General features: G+C 58.6%; 29 protein-coding genes. 16 read left to right on the top strand and 13 right to left on the bottom strand.

The annotated features are described in order from the left end of the window. Window positions 1-201: 201 nt before the first annotated feature. A complete protein-coding gene (locus FN806_RS11645; protein ID WP_281995461.1) occupies window positions 202-1401 on the bottom strand; it encodes a cytochrome-c peroxidase in 1200 nt (399 codons plus the stop codon). Window positions 1402-1485: 84 nt separating this feature from the next. On the opposite strand from FN806_RS11645, the gene FN806_RS11640 reads away from it, so the two are divergent. Continuing rightward, entirely contained in the window at window positions 1486-1956 is a 471-nt protein-coding gene (locus tag FN806_RS11640; RefSeq protein WP_142637252.1) for a tetratricopeptide repeat protein, read from the top strand. 31 nt (window positions 1957-1987) lie between these two features. Here FN806_RS11640 and FN806_RS11635 read toward each other — a convergent pair whose 3' ends face one another. From FN806_RS11635 to FN806_RS11610, 6 genes are read right to left on the bottom strand one after another with little or no spacing between them, the layout of a single operon-like run. Continuing rightward, window positions 1988-3049, bottom strand: a complete 1062-nt coding sequence (locus FN806_RS11635; RefSeq protein WP_142637250.1) for a TRAP transporter substrate-binding protein — start codon at window positions 3047-3049, stop codon at window positions 1988-1990. 24 nt (window positions 3050-3073) lie between these two features. Beyond that, a complete protein-coding gene (locus FN806_RS11630) occupies window positions 3074-4363 on the bottom strand; it encodes a TRAP transporter large permease (protein ID WP_142637247.1) in 1290 nt (429 codons plus the stop codon). Continuing rightward, window positions 4364-4951, bottom strand: coding sequence for a TRAP transporter small permease (locus tag FN806_RS11625; RefSeq protein WP_142637246.1), 588 nt, complete (start codon window positions 4949-4951; stop codon window positions 4364-4366). It abuts the gene before it with no gap. Between the two features lie 53 nt (window positions 4952-5004). Next, complete coding sequence (locus tag FN806_RS11620) at window positions 5005-5520, bottom strand: flavin reductase family protein (RefSeq protein ID WP_185956692.1); 516 nt, start codon at window positions 5518-5520, stop codon at window positions 5005-5007. After that, entirely contained in the window at window positions 5520-6410 is an 891-nt protein-coding gene (locus tag FN806_RS11615; protein ID WP_142637242.1) for an aldo/keto reductase, read from the bottom strand. The genes FN806_RS11620 and FN806_RS11615 overlap by 1 nt, the downstream gene beginning before the upstream one ends. Beyond that, the gene (locus FN806_RS11610) at window positions 6410-7564 is read right to left on the bottom strand and encodes an LLM class flavin-dependent oxidoreductase (RefSeq protein ID WP_142637240.1); all 1155 of its coding nucleotides are present in this window, start codon (window positions 7562-7564) and stop codon (window positions 6410-6412) included. Before FN806_RS11610 ends, FN806_RS11615 begins: the two co-directional genes overlap by 1 nt. A gap of 107 nt (window positions 7565-7671) precedes the next feature. Here FN806_RS11610 and FN806_RS11605 point away from each other — a divergent pair, with 107 nt between their 5' ends. The 5 genes from FN806_RS11605 (at window position 7672) to FN806_RS11585 (ending at window position 13387) form a co-directional block, all read left to right on the top strand. Continuing rightward, on the top strand, window positions 7672-8382 hold the full coding sequence (locus FN806_RS11605) for a GntR family transcriptional regulator (RefSeq protein ID WP_142637238.1): 711 nt from the start codon (window positions 7672-7674) through the stop codon (window positions 8380-8382). A gap of 12 nt (window positions 8383-8394) precedes the next feature. Continuing rightward, on the top strand, window positions 8395-9489 hold the full coding sequence (locus FN806_RS11600; RefSeq protein ID WP_142637236.1) for a Gfo/Idh/MocA family protein: 1095 nt from the start codon (window positions 8395-8397) through the stop codon (window positions 9487-9489). A 199-nt stretch (window positions 9490-9688) separates the two neighbouring features. After that, on the top strand, window positions 9689-10870 hold the full coding sequence (locus tag FN806_RS11595) for a phosphoserine transaminase (protein WP_142637234.1): 1182 nt from the start codon (window positions 9689-9691) through the stop codon (window positions 10868-10870). Window positions 10871-10935: 65 nt separating this feature from the next. Further along, window positions 10936-12531, top strand: a complete 1596-nt coding sequence (gene serA / locus FN806_RS11590) for a phosphoglycerate dehydrogenase (protein WP_142637232.1) — start codon at window positions 10936-10938, stop codon at window positions 12529-12531. Between the two features lie 118 nt (window positions 12532-12649). Further along, window positions 12650-13387, top strand: coding sequence for a metallophosphoesterase family protein (locus tag FN806_RS11585; RefSeq protein ID WP_142637230.1), 738 nt, complete (start codon window positions 12650-12652; stop codon window positions 13385-13387). Here the strand turns inward: FN806_RS11585 and FN806_RS11580 are convergent. After that, complete coding sequence (locus FN806_RS11580; protein ID WP_142637227.1) at window positions 13374-14891, bottom strand: malonate--CoA ligase; 1518 nt, start codon at window positions 14889-14891, stop codon at window positions 13374-13376. The two genes, FN806_RS11585 and FN806_RS11580, sit on opposite strands and share 14 nt — an antisense overlap. Window positions 14892-15078: 187 nt before the next feature. Here FN806_RS11580 and serB point away from each other — a divergent pair, with 187 nt between their 5' ends. From serB to FN806_RS11560, 4 genes are read left to right on the top strand one after another with little or no spacing between them, the layout of a single operon-like run. Then, a complete protein-coding gene (gene serB / locus FN806_RS11575; protein WP_142637225.1) occupies window positions 15079-15957 on the top strand; it encodes a phosphoserine phosphatase SerB in 879 nt (292 codons plus the stop codon). 45 nt (window positions 15958-16002) lie between these two features. Further along, entirely contained in the window at window positions 16003-16332 is a 330-nt protein-coding gene (locus FN806_RS11570; protein ID WP_142637223.1) for an ArsR/SmtB family transcription factor, read from the top strand. Further along, a complete protein-coding gene (locus FN806_RS11565; protein ID WP_142637221.1) occupies window positions 16320-16748 on the top strand; it encodes an SRPBCC family protein in 429 nt (142 codons plus the stop codon). Before FN806_RS11570 ends, FN806_RS11565 begins: the two co-directional genes overlap by 13 nt. Window positions 16749-16770: 22 nt before the next feature. Next, window positions 16771-17091 carry a YciI family protein gene (locus FN806_RS11560; RefSeq protein ID WP_142637219.1) on the top strand — a complete coding sequence of 107 codons (321 nt, stop codon included), beginning with the start codon at window positions 16771-16773 and terminating at the stop codon, window positions 17089-17091. A gap of 5 nt (window positions 17092-17096) precedes the next feature. Here the strand turns inward: FN806_RS11560 and FN806_RS11555 are convergent, their stop codons facing one another. After that, entirely contained in the window at window positions 17097-18095 is a 999-nt protein-coding gene (locus tag FN806_RS11555; protein ID WP_142637217.1) for an asparaginase, read from the bottom strand. 178 nt (window positions 18096-18273) lie between these two features. Here FN806_RS11555 and FN806_RS11550 point away from each other — a divergent pair, with 178 nt between their 5' ends. The 5 genes from FN806_RS11550 (at window position 18274) to FN806_RS11535 (ending at window position 21792) form a co-directional block, all read left to right on the top strand. Further along, complete coding sequence (locus FN806_RS11550; RefSeq protein WP_142637215.1) at window positions 18274-18807, top strand: invasion associated locus B family protein; 534 nt, start codon at window positions 18274-18276, stop codon at window positions 18805-18807. 175 nt (window positions 18808-18982) lie between these two features. Beyond that, window positions 18983-19150 carry a hypothetical protein gene (locus tag FN806_RS20485; protein WP_185956689.1) on the top strand — a complete coding sequence of 56 codons (168 nt, stop codon included), beginning with the start codon at window positions 18983-18985 and terminating at the stop codon, window positions 19148-19150. 143 nt (window positions 19151-19293) lie between these two features. Next, complete coding sequence (locus FN806_RS11545) at window positions 19294-19671, top strand: lysozyme inhibitor LprI family protein (protein ID WP_246097235.1); 378 nt, start codon at window positions 19294-19296, stop codon at window positions 19669-19671. Window positions 19672-19749: 78 nt separating this feature from the next. Continuing rightward, entirely contained in the window at window positions 19750-20940 is a 1191-nt protein-coding gene (gene rlmN, locus FN806_RS11540; protein ID WP_142637213.1) for a dual-specificity RNA methyltransferase RlmN, read from the top strand. Between the two features lie 225 nt (window positions 20941-21165). Then, on the top strand, window positions 21166-21792 hold the full coding sequence (locus FN806_RS11535; RefSeq protein ID WP_246097234.1) for a cytochrome P460 family protein: 627 nt from the start codon (window positions 21166-21168) through the stop codon (window positions 21790-21792). Between the two features lie 7 nt (window positions 21793-21799). On the opposite strand, the gene FN806_RS11530 is transcribed toward FN806_RS11535, so the two are convergent. Further along, window positions 21800-22138, bottom strand: a complete 339-nt coding sequence (locus FN806_RS11530; RefSeq protein ID WP_142637211.1) for a hypothetical protein — start codon at window positions 22136-22138, stop codon at window positions 21800-21802. Further along, window positions 22135-23055, bottom strand: a complete 921-nt coding sequence (locus tag FN806_RS11525; RefSeq protein WP_142637209.1) for a DnaJ C-terminal domain-containing protein — start codon at window positions 23053-23055, stop codon at window positions 22135-22137. Before FN806_RS11525 ends, FN806_RS11530 begins: the two co-directional genes overlap by 4 nt. 160 nt (window positions 23056-23215) lie before the next feature. Between FN806_RS11525 and FN806_RS11520 the strand changes: the two genes are divergently transcribed. Then, on the top strand, window positions 23216-23599 hold the full coding sequence (locus FN806_RS11520) for a hypothetical protein (protein WP_142637207.1): 384 nt from the start codon (window positions 23216-23218) through the stop codon (window positions 23597-23599). On the opposite strand, the gene FN806_RS11515 is transcribed toward FN806_RS11520, so the two are convergent. Both FN806_RS11515 and FN806_RS11510 read right to left on the bottom strand, forming a co-directional pair. After that, window positions 23600-24697, bottom strand: a complete 1098-nt coding sequence (locus FN806_RS11515) for a cystathionine gamma-lyase (RefSeq protein ID WP_142637205.1) — start codon at window positions 24695-24697, stop codon at window positions 23600-23602. 3 nt (window positions 24698-24700) lie between these two features. Beyond that, window positions 24701-25543 (bottom strand): LOG family protein, encoded by an 843-nt coding sequence (locus FN806_RS11510; protein ID WP_142637203.1) that lies wholly within the window; start codon window positions 25541-25543, stop codon window positions 24701-24703. Window positions 25544-25622: the final 79 nt, after the last annotated feature.

Here is a 25622-nt window from a genome sequence, read left to right as displayed (position 1 = left end):
CGCCCCTACACCCGCGAACAGGCCTGCTTCCCCCCGGGCTCCATGGGCGTCGACAAATACTGGTCCCCCGTAAACCGCGTCGACAACGCATACGGTGACCGAAACCTCATCTGCACATGCCCACCAATGGACACTTACGAAGAAGCCGCAGAGTAAACAGACGACAACCAGATCAGCCCCCGCACTGGCCAGGGGCTGATCTTATGGGATGAAATTGCCAGGAATCCCAAATGGCGGCGTCTTGATGCTGGTCCCGGTCAGACCATGCAGGAATTCCACAAGACTGGTGATTTCTGCATCTGTCAGGTCAATCTCTGGGATGTCGATCCGGCTACGTAGGCGCGCCATTTCGAACTGATCGCCCCATACCGCGAAATCAATCTGTTCCAGCCACGGAATTTCGGGCAGGGCGGCCATGTCACGGGTCCAACGCGACAGGCTGCGTTCAGGGTTGAGGTGATGGCGGATCACGCTGTCGAGATCGGGAAAGGCCCCGTTATGGCCGTATGGTGCGGTTAGAGCGACATTGCGCAGCATCGGCGTTCGAAAGCGGTAGGCATCCTCAAGCCGATCACTTTCGCCCATGCGGCCAACATCGCGGACATTGGGATCCCATTGCCGGGTGCGGCCCGGGCCAAAGGGCGGCAAGGCCAGCGCGTGGAACTTCTGATCCGACATTAGGGGCCCGGCGTGGCAGGTGGAGCATTGCGCCTTGCCATAGAAAAGGGTCATCCCAGCCTTCTGAACCGGTGACAGCGCATCGGTGTTCCCTGCCAGATAATGATCAAAAGGGCTGTCGATACTGCGCCATTCAATAGCCATGAAGGCGGCCAGAGCATTGGCGATCTGGGTGATGGTTATGTCTTCGGATGTCTCGACTTCAGGGAAGGCTGCGATCATGGCCGGACCGTAGGCGGGGTCGGTGCGCACACGCTTGGCAAGGATCGGCCAGCCCTTGTCTATCCGGTCATGTACCGCGCCGGTCACCTCGTTTTCAGCCACATTTCCTGCCATCTCAAACTGCGAGGTCAGCGGGAACAGCGCCTGCGCGGCCAGCAGAGAATTCAATCCCGCGGGCAACCATTCCTGCGCCGGAGAGTTGAAGCCGTTGCCATAGACATCCGAGATACTCAGTCGTCCGTCATGGAAAACAGTATGGATGTCCTTTGCCCCGAGGTTCCAAAGGCCGGGCGAATTTCGGGGAATACGCTTGCGGATTTTGTCGGACCCAGTGCCCGGCGTGCGATCGGGGCCTAACCCCTGACCGCCTTCGCCAATACCCAGCGACAGGCCGTCGGATGTTCCGAAATCGGGATGGTGGCAATGGGCGCAGGCGATGTTTTGATTGCCCGACAGGATTGGATCGTAAAACAGTTGATGACCGATGGCTGCCTGTTCCATATCAAAGGACAGGAAATCATCATCGGTCAGCGTGCGTGGCAGCTCTTGCGCTGCGGCTGCGCCGGCGAAAAGGAAAGCAATCCAATGCGCCAGATTATATTTGCCCTGTGTATGCTTGCGACCCCTGCGCTGGCCGAGCTGGAACAGGCGCGTGACATGATGGAGGCCGGCGCGTTCGAGGCCGCGCGCGAGGAACTGCTGCCCGCCGCCCGATCCGGCAATGCCGAGGCCGAGGAATTGATCGGCGTGATGTACGGGTTGGGTCTTGGAGTCGAGCAGGATTATGAACGGGCCTTTGAATGGTATCTGCGCGCATCGATGAAGGGGCATCCGGGCGCACAATCGGGGATCGGCTGGTATTACGAACTGGGTCTGGGCATGCCTGCGCCCGATCTTGTGCGGGCTTACATGTGGTACACGCTCAGCGCCATTGGCGGCGATCCCGACGCGGCAATCAGCCTTGAGGAAGTGGTCAAGAAAATGTCGCAGGAGCAGATTGAAAGAGCCCATGTTCTGGTCAACGACTATAAAGGGTGGATGTACCCGTTTCGGTGAGGGTCGGGCCAAACGCCCGACCCTAAATGGCTTAGTTCAGGTCCGCGTCACGCGATGCGTTGACGTCTGCCTCGGCCGCTGCAACGGCTTCGGTGAGCGCGGTGAAGACCTCATCACCACGACCGACGTTGGTTTGGAACCACTCGTAGACCGGGGTTGCCGCCTCTTTGAACGCGGCTTTCTGCTCGGGGGTCGGCACGTACAGATCACCGCCACCGGCGACGAAATCCTCATAGGCCTGGATCGACTTGCGCTTGGGTGAGGCAAAGGTGGCCTGCTGCAGCGCATAGAACCCATCGACCACGACACGGCGCATGTCTTCGGGCATCTCCTGGAACTTGGCGTTATTCATCCACCACAGAGCGCCCATATAGGCATGGCCGTCCAGGGTGACATATTGCAGGCCTGCATCGGGGAATTTCATGCCCATGATGTCGGTGATGCCGTTCTTGGACCCTTCAACCACACCGGTTTGAAAGCTGGTGAACAGTTCCGGCCACGGGATCGGGGTCGGCGATGCACCCAAGGCTTTAACCAGCTCTTGTGGCAGGTCAGCGACCACGGTGCGGATTTTCAACCCTTCCATATCAGCTGGTTCAGCCACGCGACGCTGGGTGTTGGCAAAGTTGCGCCAGCCACCAGTGTTGCCGATGGTCATCAGACGGATCGCGCCGCCGGAATCCTCAAGCGCCATGTCGCGCATGGTGCGGGTGAAATCGCCGGATAGAACATGCTCGGCAATCCGGTCATCCGCCATAAGGTAGGGTAGGTCGAGGACCTGGACATAGGGAAAGATGCCTGACGCCCCGCCCGAGGTCGAGATATAGATGTCGATGGTTCCATCGGCCACACCCTGCAGGCATTCCGCGCCGTTCGAACACAGCTGCGTACCGATGAACAGCTCGACCTCGATCGCGCCGTTCGAAGCGGCTTCGACATAGTTCTTGAAAACGATTAGACCGTCATAATCCTCGTCATTTTCGTTCGAGTTGGCCGTGGCGCGCAGCGTATAATCCGCTGCCGTGGCCGCGATGGCTGATGCGGCGACCAGCGACGTGGCCACCGCTGCGGTTTTGATAAAGGTTCTGAGCATGCGTTTCCTCCCTGTGGAACTCAGTTAGTTGGCAAATCCCGTTATCCTCGGGATCGTCATGGATAATGCGGGGATGTAAGTGATCAGAAAGATCACGATGATTTCAACGGCCAGAAACGGCAGGATCGCTTTGGCAATGGTTTCAACCTTTTCGCGCGACACGGCGGCGGCCACGAACAGCACCAGCCCCATGGGCGGTGTGGCCAGACCAACGGTCAAATTGACGCTCATGATGATGGCAAAGTGGATCGGGTCGACGCCGAGGCTGGTAAAGATCGGTCCCAGGATCGGCCCAAGAATGATGATCGCAGGCCCGGCATCCAGAAACATGCCGACAACGAACAAGAGCAGGTTGATCAGAAACAGCAGGATCAGCGGGTTTTCCGACAGGCTGAGGATCAGCGAGGCCAGCTGTTCTGGCGCATGGCTGAGGCTGACCACAGTTTTGAACGCCATCGCCGCCCCCACCAGCAGCAGAACGACGGCGGAGGTCAGGCCGGCATTGCTGAGGATCTCAGGCACTTCTTTGAGCGTCAGGGTGCGCAGGATGAAAAAGCCGATCAGAAAGGCATAGCCGACGGCCACCGCTGCGGCTTCGGTAGGTGTAAAGATACCGCCCAGAATACCACCCAGAATGATCACCGGAGTCAGCAGCGGAAAGAACGCCTTGAGGCTGGCCTGACCCCGTTCACCCCATGTGTATTTGCGGCTGGCAACGGGAAAATCATACTTGTCGGCCATGAATTTGATCATCAGCATCAGGCCAACGCCAACCATTACGCCCGGCACGATCCCGGCCAGAAACAGCGCCGCAACGCTTTCGCCCATGACATAGGCATAGATGATCATGATGCCAGAAGGCGGGATGATCGGGCCTATGACGGAACTGGCCGCAGTGATCGCCGCAGCGAATTTGCGGGTATAGCCCTGCTTCTCCATCGCCGGGATCAGCATTGAACCCAGCGCTGATGTATCCGCCACGGCAGAGCCTGAAAGTCCCGCAAACAGGATCGAGCTGAGCACGTTCACATGCGCCAACCCGCCGCGAAAATGGCCCATCAAGGCTTGGCTGAATTCCACCAGACGGATGGTTATCCCGCCGCGGTTCATTAGCTCTCCGGCCAGCATGAAGAAAGGGATTGCCATCAGGGGAAAGCTGTCCATGCCGTTATAGACATTGCGGTACAGCAGGGTGATGTCATTGGATTGGCCATTCAGCCACAGCAGGATACCCGGGGCGGCCAAAAGGGCGAAAAAGACCGGCAGGCCGATCATCAGAAAGACAAGGAAAGTGGGCAGGAACCAAATCAACATCTATTCAGCCCCCACCGGTGCGTCGGCAATTTCAGGCAGCAGGTCTGCGCCCCCCAATAGCGAGACAATCGCGCGCAGGATCAGCTCGACATTTACTACGATCAGAAGGGCCACCCCTACCAGCAGCGAGGCCATCATCCAGCTGCGCGGGACGCGGTACCATTCGTCAAAGCCAAATGAGGTGGGAATATACAAAGCGGCGGTTGCGAATTTGCCCCCGAACCCGGTCACTTCGGACCAGCCGATCTTTACCGCCACCAGCAGCACCGCCAGTGACACGAACAGCAGCGCGAGCATCAGTACCTGTCCCAATACGCGCGGAAGCATCAGGGGCACCATGTCGATGGCCACGAACCCGCCGCGGCGAAATGCGGTCGGGGCCATCAGACCCGTCATCCAGAGCATGCAGAACCGGGCGGCCTCATCCGGCCAGGGCAGTGCGTTGCCCAGCACATATCGGAAGAATACCTGAATCAGGATTGCGGTCACCATGAATGCAATCGCAACGACGCCAACCGCGCGGCCCAATCGCAGCACGGTTTCGTTCACGAATGCAATCGGCGCCAGCATCGTTGCCAGTCCGCCCATGCGTTTCCTCCCTATGTCAGCCGCGGGTTGGTCCCGCAGTCGTCAGAGCGCGCTTAGGACTGCGCGAATTGGCCGAGTTTTCCGGCATAAAAGGTCAGCGCGTCTCCATCGCTAATGCTGGCCTTCAGGACTTTGCCCACGACGATCACATGATCGCCTGCGTCGTGATAAGCGTGTTGTTCACATTCAAACCGTGCCAGACAATCCGGCAGCAGAGGGGTACCATTCGAGCAATGCCCATGGGCGATGTCTCGCAGCGCAAAGGCGTTTTTCGAGCAGCCGAAACACAGCTCGGCCTGTTCAGAGGACAATACATGAACGCTGAAATGGCGCGCCTTGTGGAAATAGGGGAAGCGGCGCGAGTTGCGGTCGCCGGCCCACATGATCAGGGGCGGGTCCAGCGATAGGGACGAAAAACTGTTGGCGGTGATGCAGACCGGGCCGTCCGTGCTGTTGCAGGTGACGATGGTAACTCCGGTGGCAAAGCGGCCAAACGCATCGCGCAGGGTTCGGGTGTCATCCTTGTGTGGGATGAAAGTATGGTTCATGTCCTGTGACATTGCATTCATCATGGTACCTCATGGCCCAGTGCCGCCTCATAAAGGCGGTACCAACTCTCGCGATCCAGATTGACTTTCAAGGCGTCCGAAATCTGTTTGATCCGGCCCAGATTGTTGGTGCCTAGCACCGGCAGGATGCCTGCAGGATGTGCCAGAAGGAAGGCCACGGCCACTGCGGCCCGGTCCACTCCGAATTCGGCGGCGATCTCATCCGCGACCACGCCGACCGGAGGGTTCCCGGCCATCAGCAGTCCGCCGCCCAGCGGCGACCACGCCATCACCGGCTGCCCATGCTGTTGATGAAACGCTAGGTCGCCATTGGTGAAGGGGCGGATTTCGCCCAGCGAGATCTCGACCTGGTTGGTGACCAGTTGGGTCTTCATCGCTGATTGCAGAAGCGTCCAGTCCCACGGGCGGAAATTCGATACGCCAACCGCGCCCACTTTGCCGCTGGCCACGACCTCGTCCAGCGCTGCGCCGGTCTCATGGTGGTCCATGAAGGGATCAGGGCGGTGGATCAGGAGCAGGTCGAAATGGTCGATTGCCATTTCGGACAGCGAGGTGTCGACGGATTTCAGGATATGCGCACGCGACGTGTCATAATATTTTACCTTCGCATCCGCGTATCGGCCCATCGGCGCAACGATGTCGCATTTGGTGACGATCTCCATCCGCGCGCGCAGCGCCGGGTTGGCGCGCAGGGCGTTGCCCAAAACCGCCTCGGCTGCGTAACCGCCATAGATGTCGGCCTGATCGAATGTGGTGATGCCCTGATCCAGGCAGGCTTGTATCTTGGCTTCGACATGATCCGCCGAGGTGTCACTGTCATCACCCAAGCGCCACATGCCGTATACCAGGCGGCTCATTTCCAGCGTGTCTGAAAGCTTTACACGTTGCATTAGCGGCGAACTCCGTTGCCCAGCGGGGTGGCTGGGATGGTTTTGGGCACGCGTCCGTATTCCTCGGGAAGCGAGCAGGTTTTCAGGTTGGGCATCACGCGGGCACCGAAATGGCGGGCCTCGTCCAGATGTGGATAGCCCGAGAAGATGAAGGCGCGGATGCCCATCTTTTGATAGTCTTCAATCTTGGTCATGACCTGATCGGTGGAGCCCACAAGCGCTGCGCCGCAGCCAGACCGCGCCCGGCCCACGCCGGTCCAAAGACCTGGCTCGACATAGCCATATTCATCCGCCAGATCGCGGTTTTTGGCCTGATGCGCCACACCCAGCGAAGTGGAATCCAGCGCCCGTTCGCGGATGGCGCGACCGTATTCGTCGTCCAGCTTGGATACGATGTAATCCGCGTATTCTTGCGCTTCGGCCTCGGTATCGCGAACGATCATGTGAACGCGCAAGCCGTAATCCAGTGTCCGGTTGTAATTCTCGGCTACCGCATGAACCGCCTGCATCCGCCCGGCCAGTTGATCCTCGGTTTCTGGCCACATCAGGTAGACATCGCAATGCTCTCCGCACAGTTCGAGCGCAGATGGGGAATAGCCGCCGAAATACAACAGTGGTCCGCCGGTCTGATAGGGTTTGGCTGGATCGGTGGTCAGGCCCGAGAAATTATAGACCTCGCCCGCATGGTTGATCTCATCCCGCGTCCAAGCCTGTTTCAGGATTTCGACGACTTCGCGCGAGCGTTGATAACGGAACGCGCTGTCTGCCTTTTCACCAGGAAAATCGGACGAGATGATGTTGACCGTCAAGCGCCCCTGCAACATGTGATCCAGCGTCGCGATGGTGCGGGCCAGCATGATGGGCTGCATTTCACCGCAACGCACCGCGGCCAGCAGGTTGATCTTGTCGGTGATCGGTGCGCATCCAGCAACAAAGCTGAGCGTGTCCTGACCGACCTGATAGGATGACGGGCACAGGATGTTGCGAAACCCCTGTGCCTCGGCCTCTTTCACGATGGCGGAACAATGGTCCCAGCTGGACCGCAGATCGCCATCGGGCATCCCCAGAAACTGATAGTCATCCGAACACAGAGCCGAAAACCACGAGACCTCGGCCGCATTCAGATCGGGGGAGGTGATTGGGACGATCGTCATCTGAGTCGGTCTCCGCAATGGATTTGCTTTTTCTCTTGCGTAGCAATCACATTGATGTAGATCAATAGTGTATCAATTTTTCCTGTGACCAATCGAAGCGCCCCGACGTGCCCCCCACAAGCCGAAACCCCAATGCCCTTCCGATATATGTTCAGATTGCAGAACTGCTGATCCGCGATATTGCGGCCGGCCGTCTGATTGACGGTGAGCGCCTGCCGCCGGAACGGGACATGGCGGCGGACCTGAATGTCTCGGTCGGGACCCTGCGAAAATCGCTGTCTGAGCTTGAGAAAAAAGGGATGTTGGAACGCATTCAGGGCTCGGGCAATTACATCCGTGAGACCGGAACGCAGAACAGCGTCTATGCGATGTTCCGGCTTGAGCTGCCCGAAGGGGGCGGTTTGCCAAGCGCGGATATCCTGTCGGTCGATCATCTGGAAAAGCCTGCCAATCTGCCCGGTTTCGGAGCCGCGGCCACGGGGTCGCGCGTGCGCCGGATGCGCTATTTGAATGACACAATCATCGCGGTCGAAGAGATATGGCTCGACGAATCAGTGGGTTTGATCGACGGCAACCTGCTGTCTGACTCGCTGTATCGCTATTATCAGCAGCAGTTGGGGTTCTGGATCACGCGGGCCGTAGACAGGGTTTCAATCGCCGCGCTGCCCGATTGGACACCGACGGGCTTTACCAAGCCCTTCGGGCAGACGGTCGGGTATATCGAGCGGTTCAGCTGGTCAGAACAGGTCGAACCCGTCGAATTCTCTAAAACTTGGTTCGATCCGGATCGGGCCACCTATGTTCAACGCTTGAAGTAAAAGGAAACGCGCATGACCCGGACCATCAATTACGGGCTGATCGGATGCGGCATGATGGGGCAGGAGCACCTGCATAATATCGCTCTGCTGGATGGCACGCGCGTGGCGGCAATCTATGAGCCCGACCCGCAGATGGCCCGCGCCGCGCAAGAGATCGCGCCCGAGGCTGTGATGGTGGGGTCGGTGGCTGATCTTCTGGCGGTCGAGGATCTGGATTGCCTGGTCATCGCCAGCCCGAACCACCTGCATGTGGATCAGATCTGCGACATTGCGGCGATGCGCCCACTGCCCCTGTTGGTGGAAAAGCCGCTTTTTACCGATCCGCAGGATGCGGCGCGGCTGGAAACGGTGCAGCGTGACTATCCCCATCCAATCTGGGTGGCGATGGAATATCGCTATATGCCTCCGATTGCCGCTTTGATCAAAGGGCTCCAATCCACCGGCGGGGTGCAGATGCTGACGATCCGAGAACATCGATTTCCCTTTCTGGAAAAGGTCGGCAACTGGAACCGGTTCAACCGCAATACCGGCGGCACATTTGTCGAGAAATGCTGCCATTTCTTCGACCTGATGCGGCTGATCCTTGGGTCCGATCCGGTGCGGATCACCGCCAGCGGTGGGCAGGCGGTAAACCATCTGGACGAAAGCTATGATGGGGAAACGCCGGATATTCTGGATCACGGTTATGTTCTGGTTGATTTCGCCAACGGCACGCGGGCGATGCTGGAACTGTGCATGTTCGCCGAAGGATCGCGGTACCAAGAGGAAATCTCGGCCACAGGACAACTGGCCAAGATCGAGGCGCTGGTGCCGGGGCCGGGGCGCTTTTGGCCCGATCATCTGGGTGAGCCGCCGGTGCCGCAGGTGATTGTCAGCCCGCGTAATCCGAAGGGGCCGGTGTCACAGGACATCCCCGTCGATCCGCGCCTGCTGGCCGCCGGGGACCACAATGGATCGACCTATTACCAGCATCAGGGGTTCCTGGCGCTTGTTCGAGGCGAGCGGGCTGCGCCGGATGTGACGCTGCAGGATGGGCTGTGGTCCGTTCGTATGGGGTTGGCGGCACAACAGGCGCTGGCAACGGGTGAAGCCGTTCGGTTGACCTGATAGGCAACAAGGACGATGCGCTGTGCCGGTGACGAAATTGCGCCTATCGGAAACGCGCTCCCCCAACTTGCGCATAAAAACCTGTCGTTTTTGATTTCTGATGGGTCTTTTTCGCTTGTTGATGCTGCGTCTGCACCCTAGCTCTGTCCGTGGGACACCCCTCCCCAACGAGGGGCGTGTATCTGGAAGGGTAATACACATGACTATCGAACAACCGGCGTCGCATGACGCCGTGCGCAAACCTGAAATGCGGCCGGCAAATCCGCGCTTTTCCTCGGGCCCCTGCGCCAAACCCCCCACATTTGACCTGACCAAACTGGCTGACGCAGCGCTTGGCCGTTCGCATCGCGCTGCTGTTGGCAAGGACAAGCTGAAAGCGGCCATCGAAGGTACGCGTGAAGTGCTGGGCATTCCAGCAGATTACAAGATCGGCATCGTTCCCGCGTCTGACACCGGCGCGGTTGAGATGGCGCTGTGGTCGCTGTTGGGTGAACGCAAGGTCGAGATGCTGGCCTGGGAAAGTTTTGGCGCGGGATGGATCACGGATGTGGTCAAGCAGCTAAAAATCGACGCCGAAGTGAAAACAGCCGATTATGGGCAGATCATCGATCTGGCCTCGGTCGACTTCTTCCATGACGTGGTCTTTACATGGAACGGCACGACTTCGGGCGTGCGGGTGCCAAACGGTGACTGGATCGCGGATGACCGTCAGGGTTTGACGATCTGCGATGCGACTTCAGCGGCCTTCGCGATGGACCTGCCGTGGGACAAGTTGGATGTGACCACGTTTAGCTGGCAGAAAGTTCTGGGCGGAGAGGCGGCGCATGGGATGCTGATCCTTTCCCCGCGCGCTGTGGAGCGGCTTGAAAGCTATACCCCCGCATGGCCATTGCCCAAGATTTTCCGCCTGACCAAGGGCGGTAAGCTGATCGATGGTATCTTTACTGGCGCCACGATCAACACCCCGTCGATGCTGGCGGTTGAGGACTATCTGTTCGCATTGGATTGGGCGCGCTCAGTTGGTGGTCTGCAGGGATTGATTGGCCGGGCCGATGCGAATGCCGGTGCGGTGCATGCGTTCTGCGAGCAGAATGGCTGGATCGCTAACCTGGCTGACGACCCGGCGACGCAGTCGAATACGTCTGTCTGTCTGAAATTCACCGATGCGCGCATCCGGGACGGCGCAGCCTTTGCCAAGGCCGTTGCAAAGCGGTTGGAGGCCGAGAATATCGCGTTGGATATCGGGGCTTATCGCGACGCACCTGCGGGTCTGCGTATCTGGTGCGGCGGCACGGTCGAAACTTCGGATATCGAAGCGATGTTGCCCTGGCTAGCCTGGGCCTTCGAGGCTGAGCTCGCAGCACAAACTGAAGCCGCCTGATCTTTCCCAATCTTCACCGGGCCGCCTCAGGCCCGGACATCTCATTACATTCAAGGACCACAGACATGGCTCCCAAAGTACTCGTTTCTGACAAACTCAGTGAAACCGCTGTTCAGATTTTCCGCGACCGCGGCATCGACGTGGATTTCATGCCCGATCTGGGCAAGGACAAAGATAAACTGGCCGAAGTGATTGGCCAATATGACGGCCTTGCCATCCGCTCGGCCACCAAGGTCACGCCGACCTTGCTGGAACATGCGGACAAGCTGAAAGTCATAGGTCGCGCCGGCATCGGCACCGACAATGTCGACAAGGATGCCGCCAGCAAGAAGGGCGTCATCGTGATGAACACGCCCTTTGGCAACATGATCACCACAGCCGAGCACGCGATTGCGATGATGTTCGCCGTGGCGCGGCAGATCCCCGAGGCCAGCACTTCGACCCATGCGGGCAAATGGGAAAAGTCTAAGTTCATGGGGATCGAGCTGACCAACAAAACCTTGGGCGTCATTGGTGCGGGCAATATTGGCGGGATCGTCTGCGAACGCGCCCTGGGCCTGAAAATGAAGGTTGTCGCCTATGATCCCTATCTGGGCGAAGAGAAAGCCGCCAAGATGGGTGTTGAAAAGGTTGAACTGGATGAGCTGCTGTCGCGTGCCGATTTCATCACCTTGCATGTGCCGCTGACCGATCAGACTCGCAACATCCTCAGCCGCGAAAATCTGGCCAAGACCAAGCCTGGCGTGCGCATCGTCAACTGTGCCCGCGGCGGTCTGGTCGATGAAGAGGCGCTGGCCGAGGCTCTGCAATCCGGTCACGTTGCCGGTGCCGCCTTTGACGTGTTCAGCGAAGAACCGGCCAAGGACAACGCGCTGTTCAACCTGCCCAATGTCGTCTGCACCCCGCATCTGGGTGCCGCCACGACCGAGGCGCAGGAAAACGTGGCGCTGCAGGTGGCCGAGCAGATCTCGAACTATCTGCTGACCGGCGCGGTGGAAAACGCGCTGAACATGCCCAGCGTGACGGCGGAAGAGGCCAAGGTCATGGGGCCCTGGATCAAACTGGCCGGGCATCTGGGCGGTTTCATCGGTCAGATGACGGATGAGCCGATCAAGGCGATCAACATCCTCTATGATGGTGTTGCGTCGGAAATGAACCTTGCCGCTTTGAACTGCTCGGCTGTTGCCGGGATCATGAAGAAGTTCAATCCCGAGGTGAACATGGTTTCGGCCCCGGTTGTGGCCAAGGAACGTGGTATTCAGATTTCGACCACCAATCAGGACAAGTCTGGCGCCTTCGAGGGCTATATCAAGGTGACCGTCGTGACCGAGAAACGCGAGCGTTCGATCGGCGGAACCGTGTTCAGCGATGGCAAGCCGCGCTTCATTCAGATCAAAGGCATCAATATCGACGCCGAGGTGGGCGCGCACATGCTCTATACCACGAACGAAGATGTGCCGGGTATCATCGGTGCGTTAGGTCAGGCCATGGGTGAGCACAGCGTCAATATCGCGAACTTTACCCTCGGACGCACCGAGGCAGGGGGGGAGGCGATTGCCTTGCTTTATGTTGATGAACCCGTACCAGCCGAAGCGCGGGCAAAGCTGGCCGAAACCGGCCTGTTCACGCAAATCAAACCGCTGGAGTTCGACGTTGCCTGAGGCGGTGTTGAATATCTGAGACACTTCATACCCGCGTCTTCCAAGGCGTGGGTATTTTCTTTTCCCGGCCGCCAAGACGCGTCACAAGCAGGGTGTTCCTGTTGATTTAGGGTTTTCCATGTCCTCGCCAATTTATGCAATCGGTGACATCCACGGCCAGCTCGGCATGCTGCAGGTTGCGCTGTCGCGGATCGAGGCCGATGGCGGGCCAGATGCAAAGATTGTGTTTCTGGGGGACTATGTCGATCGAGGCCCGGACAGTCGTGGTGTTCTGAACCTGCTGATCGAAAGCCAACAGACGGGGCGGAACTGGGTCATGGTCAAGGGTAACCACGACCGCATGATGACTCGCTTCGTGCAAGAGCGCGAGATTGCAGATAAGCAACTGCCCGTCACGCTGAACTGGCTGAACCCACGGCTGGGTGGTCGGGATACGCTGGCCTCCTATGGGGTTGAAGTCACGGACAATGACCGCATCTATCAGGTCCATGAACGGGCCTGTGCCGCCGTACCGCCAGCACATCTGGATTTTATCAACGCTTTGCCAGTTTACCATCAGGAGGATGAACTGCTGTTCGTCCACGCTGGCATCAGGCCCGGTCTTCCACTGTCGCAGCAATCCGAAGATGACCTGGTTTGGATACGGCAGGAATTTTTGGTTGAATCTGGCCCGCACCCCTGGCTGATCGTGCATGGTCACACCCCTGTGGATACGGCGGAACATTGCGGCAATCGGATCAATTTGGATGCGGGCGCGGGCTATGGTCATCCGTTGGCCACTGCCGTGTTCGAGGGCCGTGATTGCTGGTTGCTGACCGCACAGGGGCGCGCGCCGCTGAGACCTAGTCTTCGGTAAACAGGTCTTTGTAAGCTTCGCGTAGCGCGTTTTTTTGCACTTTGCCCATCGTATTGCGCGGCAATTCGTTCAGCACGATCAGCTTGCGGGGATGTTTGAATCGCGCCAGTTGGGTCTGCGCGCTTGCCATGATGGCCTCGAGGTCGGGCGACTTGTTTGGTTCGGCTACCAACAGGCCCAACACGGTTTCGCCGAAATCCGGATGGGGCACGCCGATAACTGCGCTTTCCAGAACACCGAGCTGGTCGTCCAGCACCAGTTCGACCTCTTTGGGATAGATGTTGTACCCGCCCGAGATGATCAGGTCCTTGCCGCGTCCGACGATATGGACATAGCCGTCCGCGTCCACACGTCCAAGGTCGCCGGTGATAAAGAACCCGTCCTCGCGCAACTCTGCTGCGGTCTTCTCGGGCATTTCCCAATAGCCCTGAAAGACGTTGGGGCCACGCACCTCGATCATGCCGATTTCGCCCTGTGGCAAGGTTTCACCCGTCTCAGAGTCGGTCACTTTGAGCTCAACGCCCGGCAAGGGGAACCCCACGGATCCGGCGCGGCGTTCACCGTCATAGGGGTTCGAGGTGTTCATGTTGGTCTCGGTCATACCGTAGCGTTCAAGAATGCGGTGCCCGGTGCGGGCCTCAAACTGCTGATGCGTTTCGGCCAGCATTGGCGCCGAACCCGAGATGAACAGCCGCATATGACATGCCAGATCGCCGGTGAACCGGTCGTCATCCAACAGACGGGTGTAGAAGGTCGGAACCCCCATCATCGCGGTTGCATCAGGCAAATGCCGCAGTACCTCATCCAGATCGAATTTCGGCAGAAAGATCATCGACCCGCCCGAAGCCAGTACCACGTTGGTTGCCACGAACAGCCCATGAGTGTGAAAGATTGGCAGAGCATGCAGCAACACGTCATCGTCGGTAAACCGCCATTCCCGTACCAATGTTTCGGCATTCGACAGCAGATTGGCCTGTGACAACATCGCGCCCTTGGATCGGCCGGTCGTGCCGGACGTGTACAGGAAGGCGGCCAGATCATCCTCGGTGCGGTTGACCGGCTCGAAAGCAGGCAGCATACCCAGCGCACGCCGCATCAGGCTGCCGGATCCATCAGCGTTTAGCGTTTCAAGCCGTGCCTTCTGGGCGGCGGCGGCGGGTGCCAAACCAGCCCTATTTACATCATCGCAGACCACCAGCGCAGCGCCGCTGTTTTCGATGAAATAGCTCAGTTCGCTGACCGTATAGGCAGTGTTGAGTGGCAGAAAAACCAGACCGGTCTGCACACAAGCAGCAAACAGCGCAAGCGCTTCGGGCGACTTTTCCACCTGAACCGCAACTCGTTGTCCGGGTTCGAGCTCAAAGCCGATTAGGGTATTGGCCAACCGAGATGCCATGTCCAGGAAATCAGAATGGGTCAGCACCTGACCGTTGGGCAGATGCAGGAAAGGCGTCTCTTTGCCCGCGTGAATGCCAAACAAGCGATCGTAAAGCAGGTTGCCCATTTACCGAGTTCCTTTCTGTCCAGTCCTGGCGAATCTGTCTTGGAATGGCGTGCTGGTAAAGCCCTGAATGGCGCAATCGGTCGCCGTTCTGTCCGCATGATGTGCCAGAGGTTGCTGCGGACAAACTGTCTTCTGGCGATCGGGGGCTATCTGCGTTAATCGCAGGTGAATTCGCCGGAGATAGACTATGTATGTTGCCACCCTGTTGACCAATCCCGAAACGCGAACGCTGGATTTGGCGCTGGTCGAGTCGTTGCGGAATGCCTGGGGCGGGGCCGAGATCATCTGGCTCAGCCCGGATGAGGCGGCAGAGTTCGCGCTCCAGGAACTTCCGGGCAATCAGTGGGATGTCTGGGGTGATTTGCAGAAGCTTGGCGTTGACCTGATCGTGCAGCCTGTCGAGGGGCGGCGCAAAAAGATGCTTTTGGCGGATATGGACAGCACCATGATCCAGCAGGAATGCATCGACGAACTGGCGGATGAGGCCGGTGTCGGCGACCGCGTCAAGGACATCACAGCCCGCGCAATGAATGGCGAATTGGATTTCGAAGGCGCGCTGACCGAACGGGTCGGGTTGCTGAAAGGGTTGGATGAGGCTGTGATCGGCAAGGTTCTGGCCGAACGCATCACCTTGATGCCCGGTGGGAAGGAGCTGGTCGCGACGATGCGCGCGAATGGCGGCTATGCGGCACTGGTCTCGGGCGGGTTCACGGCGTTTACTGCCAAGGTGGGCAGTGAATTGGGGTTTGACGAAAACCGTGCCAACACTCTGCTGGCCGAAAACGGCAAGCTGACCGGCGATGTGCAGCGACCGATTCTGGGACGACAGGCCAAAGTTGATGCTCTGGAACAGATCACCGCGCGTCTAGGCCTGTCCGAAAACGATGTGATCGCTGTGGGTGACGGGGCAAATGATCTGGGCATGTTGGGCCGGGCCGGAACCGGGGTTGCGCTGCATGCAAAGCCTTCGGTCGCGGAACAATGCGAAGTGCGCGTCAACCATGGCGATCTGACCGCGCTTTTGTATCTGCAGGGCTATGCGCGGCAGGAATTTGCCCAATCCTGAAAACCGGGGCTTTCCTTTATTTAACAAAAATGTTAAACAGTGGTCATGAATACGCTTCTGACCACATTCTCCGCATTGTCCGACGCCACGCGGTTTTCCATCGTTGAACAGTTGATGCAGGACGGAGAGCAGCCCGCGGGCGACCTGATCGAAGGGCGCGGCATGTCGGGTGCTGCGGTCTCGCGCCACCTGAAGGTTTTGCGTGAGGCCGGGCTGGTTCGGCAACGGGTGCAGGGCACCCAGCGGATGTATTCGATCCGCCCCGAAGGTCTGTACGCGATCGCGGAGTGGACCATTTCGAAACGACAATTCTGGGAAAGCAGTCTGGATCGTCTGGGCGATGCTATTGAAAGGGATACCTCATGGCCGATCTAAAGCTGGAGCGCACGTTCCCGATACCGCCAGAGGATCTGTTTGCGTGGATCAGTGTCGCAGAACGGCTGTTGCAATGGTGGGGCCCCGAAGGGGTGCATGTGCCCGAACATACTCTCGATTTTTCGCGCGTTGGTCCGTGGTATTCGGTCATGCAGAATGGCGAGGGCCAGCGGTTCAAGGTCTCGGGCCATGTGACCCATGTCGATCCGCCCAATTCGGTTGGCTTCACCTGGGGCTGGCATGACGATCAGGATCAGCGTGGGGCCGAGAGCCATGTAACGCTGCGGATCGAAGCCGCAGGCGGCGGCGCTCGGCTGGTGGTCGATCACCGCGACCTGGGCGATGACGAGATCGCCGCAAACCACGAGAAAGGCTGGACCTCGACGCTGAACAAGCTGGCCGGTCTGGCGCAATAAGTTTTCATCTGGGAGGAAAGAAATGCCACAGTTTCTGTTTGTCTATCACGGCGGGACCACGCCATCGGACCCGGCCGAAGTCGAAGCAACCATGGCCGCCTGGGGCGCGTGGTTTCAGAATATGGGCCCGTCACTAGAAATACCCGGCAACCCGGTGGGCCAGTCCTATACCGTCAGCTCGGGCGGTGTGGTCGACAATGGCGGTGCCAACCCGGTATCCGGCTTTACCGTGATCAAGGCCGACAGCATCGACGCCGCCAATGAAATGGCCAAGGGATGCCCCATGGTCGTAAACGGGTCAGGCTCGGTCGAGGTGGCCGAGATTCACGAGATTGAGATGTAGCGGCCCTAGCCGGGGAAACCCGGCGCGGGTCGGATCACGCCACATTCCAGCCCGCGACGGCTGTATTGCGTGGCGTTCATAAAGGTGCGGGTGGCCGGGTGATCGGCCTCCAGTACGCCGAGGCTGACCAGAATGGCAGCAATGGCGCATTCGCTGGCACGGGTGGCGCCATCGGTGATCTTCAGCGCGACGCCCATGCGTTTTTCAGGGATGATGGCGATGAATACGGCCTCGGCCCCGGTCTTGATCGCGGCGCGCCCGTTCATGGCGCGCATCAGCTCGGTACAGGCGCGCGTCTCTCCGGCCACCAGCTCGGGATGTTTGATCATCGCCGCGGTCAGGTGTTGTGCCGCATCGCTGGCCCGGTCCGACCGGTCCGCCGCCGAGGCAAACCACGCCATCGACCGTGCCATCCCCACCAGCGAGGTGGCAAAGTTCGGGGCGGAACAGCCATCGATGCCATAGCCGGGGCTGGTTTCGCCGGTGGTTTCTTCCAGCGCGGACAAACAGGCCTGTTGAACCGGGTGGTCGATTTCAAGATATTCCGGCCCGGCGCCCATATGCTGTGCTACCGTCAAAAACCCGCAATGTTTGCCCGAGCAGTTGTTGTGGATCTGACAGGGCGTGTCGTCGGCAAGTATCAGCCCGTCGCGCGCCGCCATATCCTGAGGCTCTTGCGGCCCACAGCGCAAATCGGGTTCTGCCAGGCCCAGATGGTCCAGCCAGGACGTTACCCTGTCTGTGTGAATATGCGCGCCGTTATGCGAGGCACAGGCCAATGCCAGATGCTCGCTGTTCAGCCCGTATTTCGCGGCCGCCCCAGATGTAATCAACGGCAGGGCCTGTATCATCTTGGCCGAAGACCGGGGGTAGATTATCGCCTCCGGGTCGCCCCAGCTGCGCACGATTTGACCCGTGTCATCACAGATAACCGCATGTCCCAGATGCAGGCTTTCCAGTAAAGGCCCCCGCCATAGTTCGGTCATTGCTACAGGCTGCGTCATCGGGACCCTCCTAAACATGCGCAAAAAACTGCCAACCGCCCTTTCGCCTATGGCGAAACTTGCGATAGTGTGTGTATGTCGGCAATCACCGGAAGACGCAACTTACAGACGAACCGTCAGGGTTCGCGAGCCATTCCGGTGGGTATGAGGTATTAGGTCGAGCTAGGAGGCTGGACAGATGGGATCAAAGCTCGTCCGCGTAATCGCGGGCCTGTGCGTGGCAGGGATGACAACGGCTGCAACCGCTCAGCAGGCAGACAGCACCAATAGAGTATCCGTAAACACCGACTGGAGTGTGTTTGTGGAAGAGGACCCAACCGAATGCTGGAGCGTTGCAACGCCGGATGAAACCGTCAACACGCGCGGCGGGCGCGTTGTTTCGGTGAGGCGCAGCGACATCCTGCTGTTTGTCGTGTTCAGACCTGATCCCGATGTGAAGGGGCGCGTCTCATTCACCGGGGGCTATCCGTTTGCCGCGGGATCGACCGTATCTGTATCCATCGACGGAAACAGCTTCGAATTCAGCACCGAAGGCGAATGGGCCTGGCCCGCGTCAGAGGGTGATGACCAAAAAGTAATCGCTGCCATGAAAAGCGGTACCGAAGCAGTGCTGACCGCCCGGTCCGAGCGCGGCACTCAGACCAAAGATACTTTCTCATTGCTGGGCTTCACAGCCGCTTTAGACGACGCCGAGAAACGCTGTACCAACTGAGCGCGCCAGCGCTCGGGCAGTGGCCCGGCTTGCAAAGTGGTGCCAGTTTCGCAGGATAGGACCGCCCTCCTTCATAGCTTAACTTAACGTCATCTATAAATTTGATCTGCGTCAATGCTCCGCGCTCTGAAATACTGAACTAATCGGTTCAAGCAGAGAGAAAAGGAGAGCATCGATGCAGAAGAAAGTTTTGGGCCTGTTTGTGCTGACCGCCGTCGTATTGCTGAGCGCTTGTGATAAATCCGCTGAGACATACCCGGTTTCGGGAGAGCAATGTGGGCCAAACGATCCGGTCAAAACGCTGGACGCCGAGGATTGCTTTATTCCACCAGCAGGTGCGTGATCCAATACGGCTGGCCTGGAAACGTCCGGGCGGCATAGGAGTTCGAATGACCGCGGGGTTGATCCCCCGCGGTTTTTTGTAACCTCTGGCGTCGCTGTGCTAAGCTGAACGCGTTAGTCTAACGACCCTTCGAGGAGTATGTCATGCGTTTGGTGATAATGGCTGTTTTAACCCCCACGTTGGCTGTGGCGGATCCTGCAATGGAATGCACGAACGCAAGTTCACAAGTCGAAATCGGATCTTGCGTTGCCAGTATGGAAGCGGGGGTTGAGGCTGCGCTGACCGATAGTTTTGGCTTTGCCATGGATGCAGCCAACGCGTTGGACGAGGTGACCGGACGGACAAGCGCGGCGCCTGCGATGGAGGCGGCGCAAAGCGCCTGGGTCGGGTATCGTGATGCGCAGTGCGAGGCGGTCGGCGCGTCTTTTGGTGGTGGGTCGGGAACCGGCATTGGTATCACCTCTTGCCGGATTGAATTGGGGCGCCTGCGGATTGACGAATTGCTGCGTTTTGTAAATTAGGCGCGACGAATTCTTTTGATCTTTGCGCGCAGTCCTATATAGAGGCGCATTCCAAGCCAGAATCTTCGAGACCCACCTATGTCGCCCAAAGCGCCGATCACTCAAGACGTCATGACCATCCCCCGCAAATTGCCGGAGGGGAAGGTGAACCTTGTCGGGTTGACCCGGGATCGCCTGCGCGAGACCCTGATCGAACACGGCACGCCTGAAAAACAGGCCAAGATGCGCACGGGCCAGATCTGGCAGTGGATTTACCAATGGGGTGTGCGCGACTTTGCCGAGATGACCAATCTGGCCAAAGCCTATCGTACCCAGCTGGCCGAGCATTTCGTGATCGAAATCCCCGAGGTTGTGACCCGACAAGTGTCCGAGGATGGCACACGCAAGTATTTGGTCCGTATTGCTGGCGGGCATGAGGTCGAGGTGGTTTATATTCCCGAGGACGATCGCGGCACGCTGTGTATCTCGTCTCAGGTCGGTTGCACGCTGACTTGTTCCTTCTGCCATACAGGCACGCAGAAACTGGTGCGCAACCTGACGGCGGCGGAAATTGTCGGTCAGGTGATGATGGCGCGGGATGATCTTGACGAGTGGCCGGTACCGGGAGCGCCCAAGGACGAAACCCGCCTGCTGTCGAACATCGTTCTGATGGGTATGGGCGAGCCTCTTTACAATTTTGAGAACGTCCGTGACGCGATGAAAATCGCGATGGACCCCGAAGGTATCTCGCTGTCTCGCCGCCGGATTACCCTGTCGACATCGGGCGTGGTGCCCGAGATCGCGCGTACCGCGCAGGAAATTGGCTGCCTGCTGGCAATTTCGTTCCACGCGACGACCAATGAAGTCCGCGATGTGCTGGTGCCGATCAACAAACGCTGGAATATCGAAGAGTTGCTGCAGGCTTTGGCCAGCTATCCCAAGGTTTCCAATTCGGAACGGATTACGTTTGAATACGTGATGCTTGATGGTGTGAATGACAGCGATGAGGATGCGCATCGTCTGATCGAACATATCAAGCGCCACAAAATCCCGGCTAAGATCAATCTGATCCCGTTCAACGAATGGCCCGGCGCGCCGTATAAGCGCAGCTCGAACAATCGTATTCGGGCTTTTGCCAATATCATCTATCAGGCCGGGTATGCCTCGCCCATCCGCAAGACGCGGGGCGAGGACATTATGGCGGCCTGCGGTCAGCTGAAATCGGCCACCGAACGCGCCCGTAAATCGCGCAAGCAGATTGAGGCCGAGGCCGGTCTCGACCGCGGATAAGCGGCTGAATAGACGGCGCATCGCAAAATTAATTTTTGGGGCGCTGTCTATAGAATGCAAAATTTGATATGTTTCAGAGGCTAGGTGTGGATGCACCAGGCTCACTTGCGCACAATAGGGTGAGTTCGGTGGCTGGCATGTGGCAAATTCGTTCACGGCGGCTACCTTGTATTTCAGCTCCGTGTGCCGATTGCGGCATAACAGGTTACGAGTTGGGTTATCTCTATGATGTTTCGATTGAAAATCCCGTACTTTAGTTTTGTTTTAGTTTTGGCTTGTGCGGCCGTCGCCGTAACTGATGCTGTTGCGCAGTCAAATGATGAGGATGCTCATCTGGCTATCGAAAATCCGGCTGATCTGACCAAGGACGACGCGCGTGAAATTTATGACTCGTTGCAGCGCCGGATGGCACGCGGCTATGCCGCAGCGCAGTTGGATTTGCTTCTGAATTACCAAAACTGGCCGCTGTACAACGATGCGCCCTATATATCTGAAACCCATGGTCGGCGATTTGTGAACAGCTATGCAAACCGGATGGCGTATAATTATGCAACCCTGACGGAAGGCGAAAAGCTTCCGGTGGGGTCTGTGCTGGCCAAGGACAGCGTGACCGTTACGGATGAGGGGAAAAGCCATCCCGGCGCGATGTTCGTCATGCAGAAACTGGCCGAGGGCGCCAACCCTGCTACGGCTGACTGGCGCTATATCATGGTCATGCCGGACGGGTCATTGTTTGGGGACACGTTGGGGGATCGCGCCAACGCAGTTGCGTATTGCCACGATTGCCACGAGGCGGTTGCCGACCGAGATTACACATTCTTCGTTCCCGAAGAATATCTGGTCGACAATTAGGCCGCTCTCACCCAAATCTCGCGGTGCCGATCACTTTGATCAGTTGCTGACGAACCGGATCTGGCTGCGCTGCGACGGCGTTCAGGACCTCTCGAAGTTCTGCGCGCAGCCCATGCATCTGGTCGATCAGGGAAATCATCATCGACACTGCGTCTGCCTCCATTTCGTATTGGTCGTGCAACTCGCAGGCCAACTCCAGCCGGGCAACGTCGATGCTGTGATAGACCAATCCGCGATCTGTTTGTTCGGGGATCACGATTTCGGCGGCCAGATATTCTGTCAATCGGGTCGAAGTCAGCCGGGCTACGGCGGTGATCAGTTCCTCTTCGGTCAGGGTGCGGGTCATGACGGCATTCCTTTGCGTGGGTCATAGCGGTGGGTTTCTCGCCATGAATCCATAAATTGCCTCAACTCATCATCGATTTGATCGGGCATTGAAATGGTCAGCTCGATCAACTGGTCGCCCCGTTCGGCCGAGCCGCGCTTCTTGACGCCCTTACCCCGCAGGCGCAGGGTTCTGCCGCTGCTGGTTCCGGCCGGAACGGTCACGTTTACGCCCCCATCGATCGTGGGCGCCGCCACTTTGCCGCCCAGCACCGCCTCATCAATCGTGATGGGCAGCGTGATGTGAATGTCATTTCCCTGACGGTCGAATACCGGATGATCCGCGACTGATACTGTCACCAGCGCATCGCCGCGCGGCCCCTCACCATAGCCAGCGGCACCCTTGCCCCGCAGGCGAATGGTCTGACCGCTTGTGATCCCTGCGGGTATCTTGACTTCGATCCGGTCCCCATCCGGCAGGGTCAGCTTCTGGCTGGCGCCGAATACCGCATCCAGAAAGCTGATCTGAAGCGTGAAGTTCAGATTGTGGCCGGGCGCGTGAAACTCGCGGCCGCCTTGCCCACCAAATCCGCCGCGACCCCGCATGAATTCGGCAAATATATCCGACATGTCGTCCGGGTCCGTCGCCTGCCCGCGATAGGGGTTGCCGGCGGCTTCGGCGTAATCGCGATAGTATTGCTGTTGCGGGCGTTCCTGTCCCGAGGCATCAATCTCACCATTGTCATAGCGTTTGCGCGTCTCAGGATCTTTCAACAGATCATAGGCCGCGGCGGCGGCCTTGAAATTGGCTTCGGCCTCGGCGTCCCCGGGTTTCAAGTCCGGATGGCATTCCTTGGCAATACGCCGATACGCTTTTTTGATTTCAGCGTCGCTGGCATCTTTGGCCACGCCAAGTGCGGCATAGGGATCGTCGCTCATCTCACCTCTCATGGATGGGGGAAGGGCTGATCATGATGAAGGTATTTTATCACGTGATTTCAACAGGTCAAAAAGGACCGGTGGCTAAATTGGTTCGCAAGTTTCGTAATCTCTGATACTATCAGGCTGTTTCATATTATTCATTGACGGAGATTAGCCGATGACGCGCAGACTTAAATCGGTTCTGGCCCTGCTGGCGGGCAATGCCATTGGGTTAATGTTGGCCGCTTTGCTACTGACCGGTTTTGCAATCAAGCCGATTTCATTCATCGTTGTGGTGATCGTCTTCACGCTGGTGCAGGTGGTGGCCGAGCCGCTGATCCTGAAGTTGGGTGAGAAAAGGGCGCCTTCGTTGAAAGGCGGGATCGCGTTGATCGTGACCTTTGTTGGCCTGCTTGTGACCGATCTGGTGACCAATGGGTTGACGGTTGGCGGAATTTCCAACCTGCTGGCTGCGACATTGCTGGTCTGGCTGGGCGCGCTGATCGCCAGCGTCGTGCTGCCGATCTACGTGTTCACCGAGCTGCGCACGCCCAAAAAGTAATTACAGCGCGTTCAGGCTGGCATCGATTGCCTGCCAAAGCTCAACCACCGGCTCGCATCCCACCGACAGACGGACAAAAGCGGGGTCAACGTCGTCGCCCCAACGGGCGCGGCGCTCGGCCGAGCTATGGACGCCGCCAAAAGACGTCGCAGGGCGCAGCATTGGACAGGTGTTGATGAAGGTTTCGGCCTTGGCCTGGGTTTCCAACGTGATCGAAAGAAGGAATCCGAACCGCGTGGTCTGAGCCTGTGCCAAGGTGTAGGATGGGTCACTTGGCAGGCCGGGATAGCGGATGTCTTTCACAGCCAGATGCGCCGCCAACCGTTCTGCCAACACCTGGGCTGAGCTGCACATCCGGTCGAACCGAACATCCAGTGTTTCCAGCCCACGATGCAGCAACCAAGCCTCGTGCGGACCGGGGATCGCGCCAGAGACACGCCGCCATTCCTCGACCCGCTCCATGACATCTGTATTGCGGCTGGCCACATGGCCCATCAGCAGATCGGAATGCCCACCCATGGCCTTGGTGTCCGAGGACACGACGATATCTACGCCCATATCCAAAGGACGCTGGCCCAGTGGTGTCATGGTTGTGTTGTCAGCAATGGTGATCCCACCAGCTGCGCGCACGGACGACGCGATGGCTGGCAGGTCCATCATATCCAGACCAGGGTTCGAGGGGCTTTCGACAAAGACCACATCGATGCCGTCGAACCCGCCTTCGGAAAAGGCGGTTGTCGGGCGTTCTGTCACGATGACACCCAGACCAGACAGAAATCGGTCGGCCAGCACGCGAGTGACGTAATAGCCATCCGACGGGATCAGGATGCGCGACCCGGCTTTGACCGTGGCAAACAACGCGGCCGAGATCGCCGCCATGCCCGACGGGAAAGCCAGGCAGGGGGCGTCTTCAAGATGGGCGAGAACCTGTTCCAGATGTTCCCAGGTTGGGTTGTTGACGCGACCGTAGAAATCATGCCCGTCCGGTGCGCCGGGCAGGTGGAACATACTGCTTTGGGTCAGGGGCAGGGCCACGGGCTCGCCCTTGGTCAGTGCGTTGCCCCGCAGATGCAGCATCTCGCCGGTCTTGCGCCCCATCGTTTAGCGCCCCGGTATTTCGTCACGGGGCGGGGTGGGTTCCCATTTCTCGATTATGTCGACCGCCTCTTGCGCGGTATCGACGAACCGGAACAGGTCCAGATCCTCGTCCGAGATGGTGCCGGCATCGGCCAGCGCCTCCCAGTTGATGACCTTTTCCCAGAACGCGCGACCGAATAGCAGGAAAGGCACGCGCTCCATACGGCCGGTTTGAATCAGGGTCAGGGACTCGAACAGCTCATCCATGGTGCCAAAGCCGCCGGGGAAGATGGTGATGGCGCGGGCGCGCATCAGGAAATGCATCTTGCGGATGGCGAAATAGTGGAAGTTAAAGCTGAGCTCGGGCGTAACGTACAGGTTCGGTGCCTGTTCATGCGGCAGCACAATGTTCAGGCCGATGGAACAGCCGTTCGCATCCTGCGCGCCGCGGTTGCCAGCCTCCATCACGCCGGGGCCACCGCCGGTGACGATTACATTCTCGCGCCCGCCGGTTTCGTTCGATTTCTCGGTCATCAACCGGGCAAACTCGCGCGCTTCGTCGTAATATTCCGACAGCCCGGCCAGCGTTTCCGTCCGCGCGGTGTGTTTCTGTGACGGCTCAGGGATACGCGCGCCGCCGAACATGACGATGGTCGAGGTGATCTCACGCTCGGTCATGATCATCTCGGGCTTGAGCAGTTCCAGCTGCAAGCGCACCGGGCGCAGCTCGTCCCGGCACAGGAAATCCTCATCGGCAAAGGCAAGGCGATAGGCGGGTGAGCGGGTTTGCGGGGTGTCGGGTACCTCGCTTGCGGTCGAACGGTCGGTCTGCGCGTCGCGAAACGGGCTGAGGCGGTCTTCTCTCATGGGGTAACGATCCCTGCTTGCGTGTTTTCCAAACAGCTATAGGGTTCGGGCGCAGAGTGCCAGTCACGGAAAGATGAGA

It is taken from the genome of Ruegeria faecimaris (genome assembly GCF_900182615.1).
GTDB classification, from domain to species: Bacteria; Pseudomonadota; Alphaproteobacteria; order Rhodobacterales; family Rhodobacteraceae; genus Ruegeria; species Ruegeria faecimaris.
This window is presented reverse-complemented; position numbering and strand designations above follow the sequence as displayed.